Source organism: Polaromonas jejuensis NBRC 106434 (assembly GCF_001598235.1).
GTDB lineage: Bacteria > Pseudomonadota > Gammaproteobacteria > Burkholderiales > Burkholderiaceae_C > Polaromonas > Polaromonas jejuensis.
Genome location: NZ_BCYO01000013.1, coordinates 22,575 through 37,577, shown reverse-complemented (window position 1 = coordinate 37,577; position 15,003 = coordinate 22,575). Strand labels below are relative to the sequence as shown.

The following is a 15,003-nucleotide window of genomic DNA, read 5'->3' as shown; positions in this document are numbered from 1 at the left end:
CCAAGGCGGCATCCCTGCGATGCCGCTTTTCATTGCCCCATGACTGAAGCCGCCATCCCTACCCCCGCCCCTTCCGCCGCCGCTGGCACCGCCAGGGTGTCACCGCCCACACCGGGATTGGACAGCCTGGCCAAGTCGTTCGAGCCGGCCGCCATCGAGAAGCACTGGGGCCCCACCTGGGAGCAAAGCGGCCAGTACGAGCCCACGCTGGATGCCAGCAAGGAGTCGTTCGCCATCCAGCTGCCGCCGCCGAACGTGACCGGCACGCTGCACATGGGCCATGCCTTCAACCAGACCATCATGGACGCGCTGACGCGCTACCACCGCATGAAGGGCGACAACACGCTGTGGGTGCCCGGCACCGACCACGCCGGCATTGCCACGCAAATCGTGGTGGAACGCAAGCTGCAGGGCGAAGGCAAAAGCCGCCATGACCTGGGCCGCAAGAATTTCGTCGCCAAGATATGGGAATGGAAGCAAGAGTCCGGCTCCACCATCACGCGCCAGATGCGCCGCATGGGCGACTCGGTGTCGTGGAAGCACGAGTACTTCACCATGGACCCGAAGATGTCCAAGGTCGTCACCGCCACCTTTGTGCAGCTCTATGAACAGGGCCTGATTTACCGCGGCAAGCGCCTGGTCAACTGGGACCCCATCCTCAAGTCCGCCGTGAGCGACCTGGAGGTCGAGAGCGAAGAGGAAGACGGCTTCCTCTGGCATATCCGCTACCCGCTGGCCGACGGCTCGGGCTCCCTGACCGTGGCCACCACCCGCCCCGAAACCATGCTGGGCGACGTGGCCGTGATGGTGCACCCCGAGGACGAACGCTACCAGCACCTGATCGGCAAGGAAGTCGTGCTGCCGCTGTGTGACCGCAACATCCCCATCATTGCCGACGACTATGTGGACAAGGCGTTCGGCACCGGCGTGGTCAAGGTCACGCCCGCGCACGACACCAACGACTATGCCGTGGGCCAGCGCCACAATCTGCCCATCATCGGCGTGCTGACGCTGGATGCCGCGATCAACGACAACGCGCCCGAGCAGTACCGCGGCCTGAACCGCTTCGATGCCCGCAAGTCGGTGGTGGCCGATCTGCAGGAGCAGGGCTTTCTGGTGGAAGTGAAGAAACACAAGCTCATGGTGCCGCGCTGCGCGCGCACCGGCCAAATCATCGAGCCCATGCTGACCGACCAGTGGTTTGTCGCCATGAGCAAGGTCAGCGAGCAGGACCCGACCGGCAAGTCCATTGCGCAAAAAGCCATCGACGCGGTCGAGAGCGGCGCCGTCAAGTTCGTGCCCGAGCAGTGGGTCAACACCTACAACCAGTGGATGGGCAACATCCAGGACTGGTGCATCTCGCGCCAGCTCTGGTGGGGCCACCAGATTCCGGCCTGGTACGACGAAGACGGCCAGGTCTATGTGGCCACCGACGAGGCCGCCGCCCAGGCCCAGGCGCCCGGCAAAACCCTGCGCCGCGACGAAGACGTGCTGGACACCTGGTACTCCTCGGCGCTGGTGCCCTTCTCGTCCCTGGGCTGGCCAGAGAAAACCAGGGAGCTGGACCTGTTCCTGCCCTCCAGCGTGCTGGTCACCGGCTACGACATCATCTTCTTCTGGGTCGCCCGCATGATCATGATGACCACGCACTTCACCGGCCAGGTGCCCTTCCACCACGTCTACATCCACGGCCTGGTGAAGGACGCCCACGGCAAGAAGATGAGCAAGTCCGAGGGCAATGTACTGGACCCTGTGGATCTGATTGACGGCATCGAACTCGCCCCGCTGCTGGACAAGCGCTCGCAAGGCCTGCGCAAGCCCGAAACCGCGCCGCAGGTGCGCAAGAACACCGAAAAAGAATTCCCGGCCGGCATCCCCGGCTATGGCGCCGACGCGCTGCGTTTTACCTTTGCCTCGCTGGCCAGCCTGGGCCGCAGCATCAACTTCGACAGCAAGCGCTGCGAAGGCTACCGCAACTTCTGCAACAAGCTGTGGAACGCCACGCGCTTCACCCTGATGAACTGCGAAGGCCAGGACTGCGGCCTCGCCGAGCACAGCAAGGAGCAATGCGCGCCCGGCGGCGAATTTGAAAACTACCTGAACTTCTCGCAGGCCGACCGCTGGATTTCATCGACCCTGCAGCGCGTGGAAGCCGACGTGGCCAAGGGCTTTGCCGACTACCGCCTGGACAATGTGGCCGGCAGCATTTACCAGTTCGTCTGGGACGAGTTCTGCGACTGGTACCTGGAAATCGCCAAGGTGCAAATCCAGCTGGGGACCGATGCGCAACAGCGCGCCACGCGCCGCACGCTGATCCGCACGTTGGAAGCCATGCTGCGCCTGGCGCACCCGCTGATTCCCTTTATCACCGAAGAGCTCTGGCAAAAAGTGGCACCGGTTGCCGGCAAGTCGGGCAAGTTCATCGGCATCGCGCCGTATCCGCAAAGCCAGCCCGAAAAGATCGACCCGCAAGCCGAAGCGCATGTGGCCAAGCTCAAGACGCTGGTGGATGCCTGCCGCAATCTGCGCGGTGAAATGAAGGTGTCCCCGGCCACGCGGCTGCCGCTGTTTGTGGTTGGCGACAGCGCCTTCATGACGGGCGTGGCCCCTGTGCTCAAGGCACTGGCCAAGCTCAGCGAAGTCAAGGTGTTCAATGACGAGGCCGCCTGGGCAGCCGCAGCGCAGGCCGCGCCCGTGGCCGTGGTCGGCGAGGCCCGCGTCTGCCTGCACATGGAGATCGATGTGGCCGCCGAAAAAGCGCGCCTGGGCAAGGAGGCCACGCGCCTGGAAGGCGAGCTGGTCAAGGTCAATGCCAAGCTGGCCAACGAAGCCTTTGTGGCCAAGGTGCCGCCCGCCGTGCTGGAGCAGGAACGCAAGCGCCTGGTCGACTTCACGGCCACGCTGGAGAAGATCCGCGACCAGCTGGCGCGCCTGAACCAGGCCTGAGCCGCCAGTGGCTCAAAAATAGACCTTTTTCCCACACAGTCCATGCAAAAAACCACCCTTAAGAAAGCCGTTTTCCCGGTTGCCGGACTGGGGACACGCTTTCTGCCCGCCACCAAGGCCCAGCCCAAGGAAATGCTGCCCGTCGTGGACAAGCCGCTGATCCAGTACGCCGTGGAAGAGGCCTACTCGGCCGGCATTCGCCACATGATTTTCGTGACCGGGCGCAACAAGCGGGCCATTGAAGACCACTTCGACACGGCTTACGAGCTGGAAAACGAGTTGGAAATGGCGCAAAAACATGCGCTGCTGTCGCTGGTGCGCTCCGTTCAACCGGATGACCTGCACTTTGCCTTTGTGCGCCAGCCGCGCTCGCTGGGTTTGGGCCATGCCGTGCTGTGCGCCGAACATCTGGTCGGCAATGAACCCTTTGCCGTCTTGCTGGCCGATGACCTGATGGTCGGTCCGGCGGGCGGCCCCTCGGTGCTGGCGCAAATGGCGGCGCAGTTCGCGCAGCTTCAGCAGTCGGTGCTGGCCGTGCAGGAAGTGCCGCTGGCGCAGACGCGCCGCTATGGCATCGTGGCCGTTGATGCGGCCCAAGCCGCCAACCCAGGGCTGATGAAGGTGCGCAAGATCGTGGAAAAGCCTGCGCCGGAGGTGGCGCCGTCGCGCATGGGCGTGGCCGGCCGCTACATTCTCACGCCGGCGATTTTTGAGCATATCCGCCGCCAAGCCACGGGGGTGGGCGGCGAGATTCAGCTCACCGACGGCATTTCAAGCCTGCTCGGCGAGGAAAGCGTTTACGCCCTGCAATACCAGGGCAAGCGCTACGACTGCGGCAGCAAGGAAGGTTTTCTGGAAGCCACGGTGGAACTGGCGCTGCAACACCCCGAAGTTGGCGAGCATTTCCGCGCCTACCTGAGCCAGCTCCAGCTCGGCTAAACCCGGCGGGCGGCGGCGAACGAGCACGGCCGGGCGAATGGCGCGCCCTTCGGCTTCAGCGCCGTTTCAGCACGTGGATGAAGTCGTCGCCGACCGTCTGCTGCTCCACCAGCTCATTGCCGGTCTGCTTGGCAAAGGCCTGGAAGTCGCGGGTGGAACCGGCGTCGGTGGACACCACGCGCAGCAACTGGCCGCTGAGCATTTCGGCCAGCGCCTTTTTGGCCTTCAGAATGGGCAACGGGCAGTTCAGGCCGCGGGTGTCTAGTTCTTTGTCGATGTGCATGGAAATCCTTGGAATGCCGGCATTTTAAGCAAAGCAAGATGCCGGCCGTGCCGACACGCTTCCCGCCGTGGTTATTCGGCCTTTTTGCCCCACTCTACAAACTGCGGCGCATGGCCGCGCGAGCGCAACCAGTCCGCCAGCGCATACCCGGTGCCTGCCGGCCAGCATTTGACAGCGTCAAGGTCGTAGAGCTGGTACTCCAGCAGTTCGGGCGAGAGCCGGACCTCGCCCGTGCAGACCGCGTGGTAGGCAATGATCACCTGGTTCATGCGCTGGAAATCGTATACGCCGATCAGCGCCAGCGCCTGGGTGTCCAGATTGGTTTCCTCCTTGATTTCGCGCGCAATGCCGCCCAGCGGGGTTTCGCCCGCCTCCATGAAACCGGTGATCAGCGCAAACATCCGGCCCGCCCATGCAGCGTTGCGCGCCAGCAGGACCTGTCCGTGGTATTCAATAACAGCGGCCAGCACGGGGGTGGGATTGTTCCAGTGCGTGTAGTGGCAGGCGGGACAGCGCAGACGCGACTTCTCGCCGCCATCCTCCATCTGCGACACCATGGCCAATGGCGTCGCGCAGCTCGGGCAAAACCTGTAGTCGTGGCTCATGGGTGGTGCGAAAAGGTCAGCGATTCACTATGCTTTTTATAGCTGCATGCGCCCGTTCAACAAGGGCCGCATGCGGTTTTGATTGTGAACCGGAGAAAACTCAGGCCGGAAAGACGCCGGTGGACAGGTAGCGGTCGCCGCGGTCGCAGACGATGAAAACAATCACTGCGTCTTTCACCGTCCTGGCAATTTCCTGCGCCACCCAGCAGGCCCCGGCCGAGGAAATGCCGGCAAAAATGCCTTCCTCACGCGCCATGCGGCGGCACATGTCCTCGGCATCGCCCTGGCTGACCAGCACCAGTTCGTCGACATAGCGCGGGTCATAAATTTTTGGCAAATATTCCTGCGGCCATTTGCGGATGCCCGGAATGCGCGAACCCTCGCTGGGTTGCGCACCTATGACCTTGATGGCCGTATTCTTTTCCTTCAGGTAGCGCGACACGCCGGTAATCGTGCCCGTGGTGCCCATGGCACTGACAAAATGCGTGATTTTTCCGGCCGTATCGCTCCATATTTCCGGCCCGGTTGCTTCGTAATGAACACGCGGATTGTCGGAGTTGGCAAACTGGTCGAGCACCCGGCCCTTGCCCTCCTGCTGCATGCGCTCGGCCAGGTCGCGCGAATGCTCGATGCCGGCGCTCTTGGGCGTCAGTATCAGCTCGGCGCCATAAGCCTTCATGGTCTGGGCGCGCTCTATGCTCAGGTCCTCCGGCATGATCAGGATCATGCGGTAACCCTTGATGGCGGCGGCCATGGCCAGCGCAATGCCGGTGTTGCCCGAGGTGGCTTCAATCAGCGTGTCGCCCGGCTTGATGTCGCCGCGCTCTTCGGCGCGCCGGATCATGGACAGCGCGGGGCGGTCCTTCACGGAACCGGCCGGGTTGTTGCCTTCGAGCTTGCCCAGAACGACGTTGCCGCGGGCGGCGTTTTCGCTGGCGTAAATGCGTTGCAAGGCGACCAGTGGCGTTTTGCCGATCGCGTCTTCAATGGTTGGGTAATTCATACGCCACACTGTGCCATAATTTCGTTCTTCGCTTTTATTGCCCGGGTGGTGAAATTGGTAGACGCAGGGGACTCAAAATCCCCCGCCGCAAGGCGTGCCGGTTCGATTCCGGCCCCGGGCACCATAGCTTTCTTGCTATGATTTTTAAGCGAATGAGGCAACTTTTGCCGCAAAGAATTTAGGGGATTTGCCGCAAAGGCAATTACGGCCAGCACTATCGGCGTGCTGGAATCGCCCTGATGGACAGTTATCCGCCTGGAAGCTGGCCCCTGCGGCCTGCAGGCGCTTACCCAACAGCCAAACTATCGGTCAGCTTCTGGCTGTTGAGGGGGAGTCCATATAGGAGGGGTTAGAGCGCACTCTAGACATCTACGGGATAGCCCAGATCAATGTCGCAGACCGCCTGCCCCCCGCGAACGCCGATGTTCTCCGGAGGAAGTTCATGAAGCCGAACGAGGACGCACTGCGGCGGAATCCCAAGGGGTTCGAGCCCTTTCACAATGCCTTGATATAGGCGACGCTTGGCATCGACGGAGCGGCCCGGTAGGACGAAGATGCTGATGTTCGTAAGCCGCTCTGGATCAGGGCAATCGAGCCGCCCCAGGAATCTTGAAGGCTTATGGACCGTGAGCGTGACGTTTCGATGGACGGGAGAAACGCGGAACGCTTCTACCAAGGCGGCGTGGACCGCTTCCATCAGCGCAGCCTCGTCGGCCGGCGTGTACTCTCTTCGAACCTCGATGGTGGTGCTTGGCATCTGGGGATTCTGGCTCAAGTGGCGACCGCAACGGTACGGAGACCGGTGTCGTGCGCTCTAACTTTGGTATATCCCGCAAAAGCGCGGAATAACATGGCAGGCTGCCGGATAACACGGCATGCCGAATTCGAAATAACTGTTTGCTGCCATAAAGTTGCGTCACTATACATGTACGCAAGCACGCGGTTTAACCGGCAGCTGTCGGCCTGTTCGGCGCAGCACCCAGCTTCAAAAACTCTTCGTTGGCCACTTCGGCAGCGTCCCGATGGCCCTGCGTCGGCCACAGTTCGTAAGCCAATTCGAGCAGGTTGTGCTCGTCTGCCTCGCCCTGGACGAGCTCGCAGTACGCATCTGCGAACTGCTGCGCCCAGACGGCGCTCGCGTGGTGTTCCGACCCGTCTTCCATAGCGCAAAGTATGACCGAAATGACCCGCAGGCACGCGACTCAACCAGTAGCCGTTGCCACCAATTGATCAGCCGGGTACCTGCGCAAGGGCTCGCAGGTCTACATTGAAGTCAGCCTGCGCACGCGCAAATGGACCGACCAGAGCGGCGTTGAAAAGTACAGCACCGAAATTCGCGCCGACCAGATGCAGATGCTCGGCAACCGGCAGTCGGGCGGCGATGACGGCCCCAGCGCAGCGCAGCCGCACCGGCAGCACGCCCAGCGCCAGCGCCGCGCCCATCGTCAGGCTTTGACGACATGGATGACGACATTCCGTTCTAAAAAGACGCCAGATCAGTGAGCCAGGGCGGCCACCAGCTGATCTGCGGCCTGAGCGGCCTCATCGCGGGTTGGCCAGGTCCTGTCGCTGTCGTTTAGCGGTGGCAGCGACTCGACGTGAACAACTTCGATGTACCAAGGCCCATCTGGGTAATGGCACAGCTTGGCCATGTAGTTCCGGCCGTTTGCCACGCCTGGGACGAATTCCTCAATCGGTTCTGGTTTTTCTAGTTCCATGTCGGTTTCTTTGTAAATCCCGATTATCCGCAGCCCAACCCGCCCTCCTGGCGGGTTTCTTATTTCCGAGGACAACATGAAAGCAATCGACTTGTTTGCTGGCGCTGGCGGCTTCAGCACTGGCGCCGTGATGGCTGGCTGCGAGGTGGTGTGGGCAGCCAACCACTGGCCCGCCGCGGTGGCCGTCCATGCCGACAACCATCCAGCCAGGGTGCACGCCTGCCAGGACCTGCAGCAAGCCGACTGGACCAGCGTGCCAGCCCACGATCTGCTGATGGCCTCCCCAGCCTGCCAGGGCCACAGCCGCGCCAAGGGCAAGGAACGCCCGCACCACGACGCCATGCGCGCGACAGCGTGGGCCGTCGTGTCGGCAGCAGAATGCCATCGCCCCGCCTCGTTGCTGGTGGAAAACGTCCCTGAGTTCGCGAAGTGTGCGCTCTACCCGGCATGGTGCGCCGCCATGGATGCGCTGGGCTATGCGCTGGCGCCCATGGTGCTGGATGCTCTGCCGACCATGGCGTGGCCCAGCACCGCCGCCGGCTGTTCATTGTTGGTACGCGTTCAAAGCATCCGGTCGAGCTGAGCCTTCCGGCACGCCTGCATGTAGGGAGCGGTCAGATCATCGACTTTGATGCCGGCCGCTGGCCAGTCATCAACAAGCCGGGCCGGGCCATATCAACCCTGTCCCGCATCAGCTCGGGGCGTGCCGCCCACGGCCCACGCTTTGTCACCGCCTACTACGGCAACGAGGCGGGCGGACGCAGCCTGGATCGCCCTGTCGGCACCATCACCACGCGCGACTGCTGGGCCGTCATCGCTAGCAACCGCATGCGCATGCCGAGCGTTCCTGAATGCCGTCGCGCCATGGGCTTCCCCGACAGCTATCGCCTGCCCGAGCGGGCCAAGGATGAATGGCCTTCTGGCCTGGAGCGACGCCCGGATTATGGGCCCCAGGAAACGAATCCGACCGACGCAGCGGTCAATGCCGCAAGCAGCCCGGCCAGTTTTGCGCCTTTCTCTGCCAAAACCATGGCATCCGGCCGAGTTGTCCCGACCAGCATCTCCTGCCATGTTCGGTTGTAGTCCTCGGTTGCTGCGAGCCACGCCTCGGTCGCCTTTTGAAATTCTTCCCGACTTGTCGCCATTGCCGTCTCCTTCGCTTGAAAGCCACAGTATGACTTCAGAAATGTGCGTTCGTCACCAGAATACCGTCGCCAGGGGATGTGGCACGGTAGACCTCTTCGGCAATGGGCGCGATCCGGTCCAGGTTGGCCAACAGCGTCTCCACCGCCGATTCCCGTGTCGCGCCAAACGGGGCCTCAAGGGCCTCAAGGCTAATCCAGCAGATCAGCCGTTCGCCTCCGGGGTAGATCGAAAACTGGACCACGTCGTATGTGTCAAGAAATTCAGCGCTTGGCATGATTTTCCCACCAGTTGAAAGCCGCATACGCTCAGGGCTGCAGCACGAGCTTGACCATCACCGGGACGATTGCGGCTGTGATGGGACGCCTTCGACAAGCAGGCGAACTGGCAACCTTACTTGTGGATCGAACGGGTGCGGGCAGAACTGAGCAAGGAGAAATCATGCAAGTCATCAAAGAGCCTGGGGCATTCCCCATCAAAGCATGGACCGACAGCATCGAGAATTCGGCACTCGTTCAGCTCAAGAACCTCGCGCGGCTGCCCTTCCTGTCAAAGAACGGCGTGGCCGTGATGCCGGATGTGCATGCAGGAATTGGCGCGACAGTGGGCAGCGTCATCGCGGCGCACAGGGCCATCATCCCGGCCGCCGTTGGCGTTGACATTGGATGCGGCATGAACGCGGTTCGGCTGTCGCTCAAAGCAACAGACCTCCCAGATTCTTTGAAGGCCCTGCGCGACCAGATCGAGCACGATGTACCAGTGGGTTTTTCAGCGCATCAGAAGAGTTCAGTTATCGAAAGCAACTGGTCGCAGCGCAATGCGCTGCACCGTCAGTGGATGGCGCTATTCGCTGATTTTCCCGGGCTGAAGGCGAAAAATACCAGCGTGGAAACCCAGCTGGGCACGCTGGGCGGCGGAAACCACTTCCTTGAAATTTGCCTGGACGAGTCGCAGAACGTCTGGATCATGCTGCATTCAGGCAGCCGCGGCACGGGCAATGCCATCGGGCGCTACTTCATCGAAAAGGCCAAGGAGGAATGCGAACGCTGGCACATTAAGCTGCCTGATAACGACCTGGCCTACCTGCCTGAAGGCTCAAAGACTTTTGACGACTATGTACGGGCTGTTGAGTGGGCGCAAACCTACGCACTGGAAAACCGCGCTGTGATGATGGAACTCATACTGAAAGCGCTGCGCAAGCGCCTCCACACCCCATTCGAAGTCACCCAAGAGGCGATCAACTGCCATCACAACTATGTGGCCCGGGAAAACCACTTCGGGCAGGACCTCTGGGTCACGCGCAAGGGGGCCATCCGCGCGCGCGAAGGCGACTTGGGAATCATCCCAGGCTCGATGGGCCAACGCAGCTTCATCGTTCGCGGCAAAGGCAACCTTGAGTCGTACTGCTCTTGCAGCCACGGGGCCGGGCGCGCCATGAGCCGGACCGAAGCCCGCAAGCGATTCAGTCTGTCGGACCTCGTGGCGCAAACGGTCGGCGTTGAATGCCGCAAGGACAAAGATGTCATTGACGAAATCCCTGGTGCCTACAAATCCATTGATGCCGTTATGGATAACCAGCGCGATCTGGTGGAGGTCGTCCACACCCTGAAGCAAGTTCTTTGCGTGAAGGGTTGACCATGGGCACTAAATCTGAAACCGCCCAGCAAGGAGGCGCACTGTGAACGACTTGATGACCAGGGCTGACATTGCCCGCATGGTGAACATCGAGCCCCGCTAGGTGTCTGAGGTGCTGGCGCTGTCCACCCGACTCAAGCGCCGGGCCCGGGATGATGTGCAAAACTGGCTCAACCAGCAGCGTAAAAAGTGCAGGCGATAATGTCGTCAAGGCCTCGACGGCGGCGGAAATTCAAGCTGCCGCCGTCGAAGCCGGAACAAGATTCATCCCGCAAAATATCCCGCAAAATGCCCATGAGCCGCGTCAATGCCAGTCGTTCGATTCCGGCCCCGGGCACCAAATACCAAAAGCCGTCGCCGCTCAACCGGAGACGGCTTTTTTTGCTTCGGACCGCCTGAAAGTCACCACCGATGCCATTGCCATCACCCCATCCCCTACGTTTCGGCCTGGTCGCGCATCGGCGCCACCGCCAGGCTGACAGCGGCCTGGCCCGCTGGATAGCGGCCTGCGAGCCGGCCATCCGCGCGCTGGGTCTGGGCCTGCACGCGGTCGGCGGAACTTACGACGCGCTGGCAGGTTCGGGCCGGCTGGCCGGCTACGCGCCCCTGGTGCGTTATCCCTTCGGCTATGAAGGTGGCCTGATGCGGCTGGTGTCGCATGTGGCGGGCGCTGCCGACCCCAAGGATGCACTGGACGGCGTGATCTACCTGACCGATCCGGTCGATCCGTCCTCGATCTACCCGGAGGCGCTGGCCCTCAAGCGGCAATGCGTGACGCACGGCAAACCCTTTGTGTCCACGGCGGCGGGCGCCATCGAATGGATTGCGGTTGAACTGGCGCACGCGGGCCTGGGCGGCGTCGGCGTCGATGGCGCTGAACGGCTCTTCGCGCTGCAGACACAGACGGTCGCGCTGATCGCCCACGACGCCCTGAAGGATCGCATGGTCGATTTCGCGGCCACGCATTTCGAGCTGCTCTCGCGCTTTGCCGGCCGCGTGGCGACCGGCACCACGGGCAGCCGGCTCAATGACATGGCGTGGGCGCGCGGCTGGCCCAAAGACCAGAACTGGGTTCGGCCCTACCTGAGCGGACCGCTGGGCGGCGATGCGCAAATCGCCGAACTGGTGCTGGACCACCGCTGCCACAAGGTCATTTTTTTCGAAGACCCGCATGTGGCGCGCCAGCACGAGGCCGACATCCAGTTGCTGGAGCGCGCAGTCTGCAGTGCCGGCGTGGAAACCACCTGCTTCAACTCGCCGATGATGGCGCATCGCTGGGCGCAGGCGCTGGGCTTGCGGCCGGCGTAACGGCGCTCCGGGGACGTCGTCGGGCGGGTCATGCGGACCCATGCCCGGAGGCACGCCTTGCGCCCCTTCATGCCTGCGCATACCGGATCAATCATGCAGGGATGGATTGCCCTCCTCAAGCGGGATTTTTTGGCCCTGGCACTTGCAACGGCATTCAATTGAGCGCATTCTTGAATAGCGGCTTTTCACCGGTTCGGGAGTCCGTCATGCGATCATTCCGTCATTGGCTCTACCTCCTTTTTTTGGTGTCAATGCTGTGTGTCGCGACCACTCACGCGGCCACCGTTCAGCCAGCGACCCCGCAGATGATGATCGACGCACTGGCCAAAGCCAGCGCGGCGGTCGTCGGCATCAAGGTCACGGTGGCTGAGGACGCGCGGTCTGCCGAAACCCTGGGTCAGCGGCGCAGCGGCTCGGGGGTGCTGATCGGTCAGGACGGCCTGATCCTGACCATTGGCTATCTGATGCTGGAGGCCGAGCAGGTTGAAATCTTCACGCAAGACAACAAAACCCTGCCGGCGCGTGCCGTGGCCTACGACCAGGCGACCGGTTTCGGGCTGCTGCGGCCTTTGCTGCCGCTGCGCGGCATGAGCGGCGTCACGCTGGGCAACAGCGCGGACCTGAAGCCCGGTGAGCTGCTGATGGCCGTCACCGGTCCGCAAGCCGACGACGATGGCGATGTCCACATGACCTGGCTGATCAGCAAGCGCGCATTTTCAGGCTATTGGGAGTACCACATCGAGACGGCCCTGTTCACCAGCCCGCCCATCGTGGCCAGCGGCGGCAACCACAGCGGCGCGCCGCTGTTCAACCAGAAGGGCGAGCTGATGGGCATCGGCTCGCTGCTGGTATCGGATGTGACCGGGGAAAACCGCCACTTGCCGGGCAATATGTTTGTGCCGGTGGATTTGCTGCGCCCCATCCTCGCCGAACTGCAACAGTCGGGCACCAGCCTGAAAAGCCACCGGCCCTGGCTGGGTCTGATCTCGAACGACCAGGACGGTCGCATCCAGATCATGCGCGTCAACAAGGACAGCCCGGCGCAGTTGGCCGGGCTGCAAACGGGTGATGTGGTGCTGGCCGTGGACGACACCAAAGTCACCACGCTGGAAGAGTTTTACAAAAAGCTGTGGGACCGGTCCGCGCCCGATGCCGAAATCAAGCTCACGGTGCTGCACGGTGCCGACATCAAGACCATTGTGTTCAAGGCGCAAGACCGCATGCTGACACTGAAAAAGCCGTCCGGCATCTAAGACTTGAAGCCGACTCCTTCGGAGTTAAATTTAGCCGCATCCCTTTTCTGGTGGACGTAATAAGCTCCTGTTTTTATAGCATTTTGACTGCGTCACAGGTTCACTGATTCGCCAAACCCTGCACCACCGTCGGGTAGCGCAGCACCAGCTTCAGCTCTTTTTTCAGGCGCTGGTTGTCCAGCTGCCGCGACTCGCTCATGAAGCTCAGCAGCATCAGCGGCAACTGCTGTTGCGCGGTGTCGCGCGCCACGCGCGGCGGCCTTGGCAGCCGATAAAGGTCAGCCGCCAGGTCAAAGTAATCGCCCATCAGCAGCCGGGTGTCGTCACAGGCGTTGGTCACGCGTTGCGGCTTGCCGCGCCACAGGGCCGCCAGGCAGGCGCGCGCCAGGTCGTCGGCATGGATGTGGCTGGTGTAGACGTCGTCTTCGGGGCGCAGCACCGACGTGCCCTTGAGCAGGCGCGCGCGCGGCGTGCCGCCTTCGCGGTCGGGTGCATAAATGCCCGGAATGCGCAGGATGTGCACCGGCGTGCCGGTGGCGCGACCGAACAGGCGCAGATGGTCCTCGGCATGCACACGGCGCTGCGAGCGCGGCGTGCGCGGATTCACGGGCCGCGTTTCGCTCACACGCGCGCCCCCGCAGTCGCCGTAAACCCCGCTGGTCGAGCCGTACACCAGCGACTGCGGCAGGCGGCGCAAACGCAGGATGCGCAGCAGGGCCAGCGTGCGCGGATCGCTGCGCCAGTCCGGGTTGTCGCCGGGTGGCGGCGCCAGATGCACCACGCGGGTGGCCAGGCCGGCGAGCCGGCGCAAGCTGGCGTGCTCATCCAGATTGCCGAGCAAGGGCGTGATGCCCAGCGCACGCAGCGCCGGCACGCGCTCTGCGGACGAGGTCAGGGCCAGCCGCCTGACACGCGAAGGCAGCTGCCGCGCCACGCGCAGGCCGACATCGCCGCAGCCGACGATCAACACACGCTGCCGGCGAAAGCGCGAAGGCAGCGCACCAAGGGGATTTAGGTTTGAGGGCAAAATTAGGGTTTGCTGGACAATCAGCCAGGCCAAATGAGAGATCGTGACAGATCACGCCACAGAACTTGCCAAGGATACAGAAAATATGAGCTTCAACGTGACCGTGCAGCCCAGCGGCCGGGCTTTTACCGCCAATGCCGAGGAGCACCTGCTGGCGGCGGCCATTCGCCAGGGCATTGGCCTGCCTTACGGCTGCAAGGACGGCGCCTGCGGTTCCTGCAAATGCAGGAAACTTGAAGGTACGGTGACTCATGGCACGCACCAGGTCAAGGCCCTGTCGCCCGAGGAAGAGGCCAACGGCTTCATCCTGACCTGCTGCGCCGTGGCGCACAGCGACGTGGTCATCGAATCACGCCAGGTGACCGACGAGAGCGCCTACCCGATCAAGAAAATGCCGGTGCGCGTGAGCGCCATGGCGCGCAGCTCGCACGACGTGATGGTGATCCGCCTGCAGCTGCCGGCCAGCGACACCTTCAAGTACCACGCCGGCCAGTACGTGGAGTTTTTGCTGCGCGACGGCGCCCGCCGCGCCTACTCCATGGGCAACGCACCGCACACCCAGGCCGACAACCCCGGCGTGGAACTGCACATTCGCCACATGCCGGGCGGCAAATTCACCGAGCATGTGTTTGGTGCGATGAAGGAAAAGGAAATCCTGCGCATCGAAGGGCCTTACGGCAGCTTCTTCCTGCGCGAGGACAGCGACAAGCCCCTGGTGCTGCTGGCTTCCGGCACCGGCTTTGCCCCCATCAAGGCGCTGATCGAGCACATGCAGCACAAGGGCATCACGCGCCCCGCCGTGCTGTACTGGGGCGGCCGCCGGCCGGCCGACCTGTACATGAACGACTGGATGCTGGCCAAGGTCGCCGAGATGCCCAACCTGCGCTACGTGCCGGTGATCTCCAACGCCCTGCCCGAAGACCTGTGGACCGGCCGCACCGGCTTTGTCCATAAGTCGGTGCTGGAGGACTTTCCCGATCTCTCTGGCCACCAGGTTTATGCCTGCGGCGCGCCGATTGTGGTGGAATCGGCCCGCAGCGAATACAGCGCAGTGGCCGGCTTGCCGGCCGAAGAATTTTTCTCCGACCCATTCACCACCGAGGCCGACAAGGCCCAGGCGGTCTGAGGCAAGGACCGAAGAAA

General features: G+C 62.7%; 17 protein-coding genes, 1 tRNA gene and 1 pseudogene. 10 read left to right on the top strand and 9 right to left on the bottom strand.

Going from position 1 to position 15,003, the window contains the following annotated elements:
* The first annotated feature begins 39 nt into the window (after positions 1-39).
* Positions 40-2,946, top strand: a complete 2,907-nt coding sequence (locus PJE01S_RS15180) for a valine--tRNA ligase (protein ID WP_245660796.1) — start codon at positions 40-42, stop codon at positions 2,944-2,946.
* Between the two features lie 42 nt (positions 2,947-2,988).
* Complete coding sequence (gene galU, locus PJE01S_RS15175) at positions 2,989-3,885, top strand: UTP--glucose-1-phosphate uridylyltransferase GalU (protein WP_068834478.1); 897 nt, start codon at positions 2,989-2,991, stop codon at positions 3,883-3,885.
* A gap of 55 nt (positions 3,886-3,940) precedes the next feature.
* On the opposite strand, the gene PJE01S_RS15170 is transcribed toward galU, so the two are convergent.
* The 3 genes from PJE01S_RS15170 to cysM form a co-directional block, all read right to left on the bottom strand.
* Complete coding sequence (locus PJE01S_RS15170) at positions 3,941-4,168, bottom strand: sulfurtransferase TusA family protein (protein WP_068834477.1); 228 nt, start codon at positions 4,166-4,168, stop codon at positions 3,941-3,943.
* A gap of 71 nt (positions 4,169-4,239) precedes the next feature.
* Entirely contained in the window at positions 4,240-4,773 is a 534-nt protein-coding gene (locus tag PJE01S_RS15165; protein ID WP_068834476.1) for an NUDIX hydrolase, read from the bottom strand.
* A 100-nt stretch (positions 4,774-4,873) separates the two neighbouring features.
* On the bottom strand, positions 4,874-5,776 hold the full coding sequence (gene cysM / locus PJE01S_RS15160; RefSeq protein WP_068834475.1) for a cysteine synthase CysM: 903 nt from the start codon (positions 5,774-5,776) through the stop codon (positions 4,874-4,876).
* Positions 5,777-5,815: 39 nt separating this feature from the next.
* On the opposite strand from cysM, the gene PJE01S_RS15155 reads away from it, so the two are divergent.
* Positions 5,816-5,900: transfer RNA gene (locus PJE01S_RS15155), tRNA-Leu, on the top strand.
* Between the two features lie 237 nt (positions 5,901-6,137).
* Here PJE01S_RS15155 and PJE01S_RS15150 read toward each other — a convergent pair.
* Both PJE01S_RS15150 and PJE01S_RS15145 read right to left on the bottom strand, forming a co-directional pair.
* The gene (locus tag PJE01S_RS15150; protein ID WP_068834474.1) at positions 6,138-6,533 is read right to left on the bottom strand and encodes a tautomerase family protein; all 396 of its coding nucleotides are present in this window, start codon (positions 6,531-6,533) and stop codon (positions 6,138-6,140) included.
* Between the two features lie 187 nt (positions 6,534-6,720).
* Positions 6,721-6,939, bottom strand: coding sequence for a hypothetical protein (locus PJE01S_RS15145; RefSeq protein WP_068834473.1), 219 nt, complete (start codon positions 6,937-6,939; stop codon positions 6,721-6,723).
* 76 nt (positions 6,940-7,015) lie between these two features.
* Here PJE01S_RS15145 and ssb point away from each other — a divergent pair.
* Positions 7,016-7,260 (top strand): annotated as a pseudogene (gene ssb, locus PJE01S_RS24550) (single-stranded DNA-binding protein); the annotation flags it as partial.
* A 12-nt stretch (positions 7,261-7,272) separates the two neighbouring features.
* On the opposite strand, the gene PJE01S_RS15135 reads toward ssb, so the two are convergent.
* Positions 7,273-7,494 (bottom strand): hypothetical protein, encoded by a 222-nt coding sequence (locus PJE01S_RS15135; RefSeq protein WP_068834471.1) that lies wholly within the window; start codon positions 7,492-7,494, stop codon positions 7,273-7,275.
* A 76-nt stretch (positions 7,495-7,570) separates the two neighbouring features.
* Between PJE01S_RS15135 and PJE01S_RS25985 the strand changes: the two genes are divergently transcribed.
* Positions 7,571-8,077: a DNA cytosine methyltransferase gene (locus PJE01S_RS25985; protein WP_068834470.1), complete on the top strand. Its 507-nt coding sequence runs from the start codon at positions 7,571-7,573 to the stop codon at positions 8,075-8,077.
* Positions 8,014-8,577: a DNA cytosine methyltransferase gene (locus PJE01S_RS25980; RefSeq protein ID WP_068834469.1), complete on the top strand. Its 564-nt coding sequence runs from the start codon at positions 8,014-8,016 to the stop codon at positions 8,575-8,577. Before PJE01S_RS25985 ends, PJE01S_RS25980 begins: the two co-directional genes overlap by 64 nt.
* Before the next feature lie 97 nt (positions 8,578-8,674).
* Here PJE01S_RS25980 and PJE01S_RS15120 read toward each other — a convergent pair whose 3' ends face one another.
* The gene (locus PJE01S_RS15120; protein WP_068834468.1) at positions 8,675-8,914 is read right to left on the bottom strand and encodes a DUF1488 family protein; all 240 of its coding nucleotides are present in this window, start codon (positions 8,912-8,914) and stop codon (positions 8,675-8,677) included.
* A 164-nt stretch (positions 8,915-9,078) separates the two neighbouring features.
* On the opposite strand from PJE01S_RS15120, the gene PJE01S_RS15115 reads away from it, so the two are divergent.
* Positions 9,079-10,272, top strand: a complete 1,194-nt coding sequence (locus tag PJE01S_RS15115) for an RtcB family protein (protein ID WP_068834467.1) — start codon at positions 9,079-9,081, stop codon at positions 10,270-10,272.
* A gap of 170 nt (positions 10,273-10,442) precedes the next feature.
* Here the strand turns inward: PJE01S_RS15115 and PJE01S_RS25760 are convergent, their stop codons facing one another.
* Positions 10,443-10,637, bottom strand: a complete 195-nt coding sequence (locus tag PJE01S_RS25760; protein ID WP_157090346.1) for a hypothetical protein — start codon at positions 10,635-10,637, stop codon at positions 10,443-10,445.
* Between the two features lie 46 nt (positions 10,638-10,683).
* Here PJE01S_RS25760 and PJE01S_RS15110 point away from each other — a divergent pair, with 46 nt between their 5' ends.
* Both PJE01S_RS15110 and PJE01S_RS15105 read left to right on the top strand, forming a co-directional pair.
* Positions 10,684-11,580, top strand: a complete 897-nt coding sequence (locus tag PJE01S_RS15110) for a methylglyoxal synthase (RefSeq protein WP_157090345.1) — start codon at positions 10,684-10,686, stop codon at positions 11,578-11,580.
* A 305-nt stretch (positions 11,581-11,885) separates the two neighbouring features.
* The gene (locus tag PJE01S_RS15105; protein WP_245660795.1) at positions 11,886-12,833 is read left to right on the top strand and encodes a S1C family serine protease; all 948 of its coding nucleotides are present in this window, start codon (positions 11,886-11,888) and stop codon (positions 12,831-12,833) included.
* A 100-nt stretch (positions 12,834-12,933) separates the two neighbouring features.
* Here the strand turns inward: PJE01S_RS15105 and PJE01S_RS15100 are convergent, their stop codons facing one another.
* On the bottom strand, positions 12,934-13,860 hold the full coding sequence (locus tag PJE01S_RS15100; RefSeq protein WP_068834547.1) for an NAD-dependent epimerase/dehydratase family protein: 927 nt from the start codon (positions 13,858-13,860) through the stop codon (positions 12,934-12,936).
* 85 nt (positions 13,861-13,945) lie between these two features.
* Between PJE01S_RS15100 and PJE01S_RS15095 the strand changes: the two genes are divergently transcribed.
* The gene (locus PJE01S_RS15095; protein ID WP_068834465.1) at positions 13,946-14,986 is read left to right on the top strand and encodes a CDP-6-deoxy-delta-3,4-glucoseen reductase; all 1,041 of its coding nucleotides are present in this window, start codon (positions 13,946-13,948) and stop codon (positions 14,984-14,986) included.
* The last annotated feature ends 17 nt before the right edge of the window (positions 14,987-15,003 follow it).

What these genes read in the sequence shown, in the direction of transcription:
- PJE01S_RS15180 (WP_245660796.1), top strand. Translation starts at nt 40, where the DNA reads ATGACTGAAGCCGCCATCCCTACCCCCGCCCCTTCCGCCGCCGCTGGC.
- galU (WP_068834478.1), top strand. Translation starts at nt 2,989, where the DNA reads ATGCAAAAAACCACCCTTAAGAAAGCCGTTTTCCCGGTTGCCGGACTG.
- PJE01S_RS15170 (WP_068834477.1), bottom strand. Translation starts at nt 4,168, where the DNA reads ATGCACATCGACAAAGAACTAGACACCCGCGGCCTGAACTGCCCGTTG.
- PJE01S_RS15165 (WP_068834476.1), bottom strand. Translation starts at nt 4,773, where the DNA reads ATGAGCCACGACTACAGGTTTTGCCCGAGCTGCGCGACGCCATTGGCC.
- cysM (WP_068834475.1), bottom strand. Translation starts at nt 5,776, where the DNA reads ATGAATTACCCAACCATTGAAGACGCGATCGGCAAAACGCCACTGGTC.
- PJE01S_RS15150 (WP_068834474.1), bottom strand. Translation starts at nt 6,533, where the DNA reads ATGCCAAGCACCACCATCGAGGTTCGAAGAGAGTACACGCCGGCCGAC.
- PJE01S_RS15145 (WP_068834473.1), bottom strand. Translation starts at nt 6,939, where the DNA reads ATGGAAGACGGGTCGGAACACCACGCGAGCGCCGTCTGGGCGCAGCAG.
- PJE01S_RS15135 (WP_068834471.1), bottom strand. Translation starts at nt 7,494, where the DNA reads ATGGAACTAGAAAAACCAGAACCGATTGAGGAATTCGTCCCAGGCGTG.
- PJE01S_RS25985 (WP_068834470.1), top strand. Translation starts at nt 7,571, where the DNA reads ATGAAAGCAATCGACTTGTTTGCTGGCGCTGGCGGCTTCAGCACTGGC.
- PJE01S_RS15120 (WP_068834468.1), bottom strand. Translation starts at nt 8,914, where the DNA reads ATGCCAAGCGCTGAATTTCTTGACACATACGACGTGGTCCAGTTTTCG.
- PJE01S_RS15115 (WP_068834467.1), top strand. Translation starts at nt 9,079, where the DNA reads ATGCAAGTCATCAAAGAGCCTGGGGCATTCCCCATCAAAGCATGGACC.
- PJE01S_RS15110 (WP_157090345.1), top strand. Translation starts at nt 10,684, where the DNA reads ATGCCATTGCCATCACCCCATCCCCTACGTTTCGGCCTGGTCGCGCAT.
- PJE01S_RS15105 (WP_245660795.1), top strand. Translation starts at nt 11,886, where the DNA reads ATGATGATCGACGCACTGGCCAAAGCCAGCGCGGCGGTCGTCGGCATC.
- PJE01S_RS15095 (WP_068834465.1), top strand. Translation starts at nt 13,946, where the DNA reads ATGAGCTTCAACGTGACCGTGCAGCCCAGCGGCCGGGCTTTTACCGCC.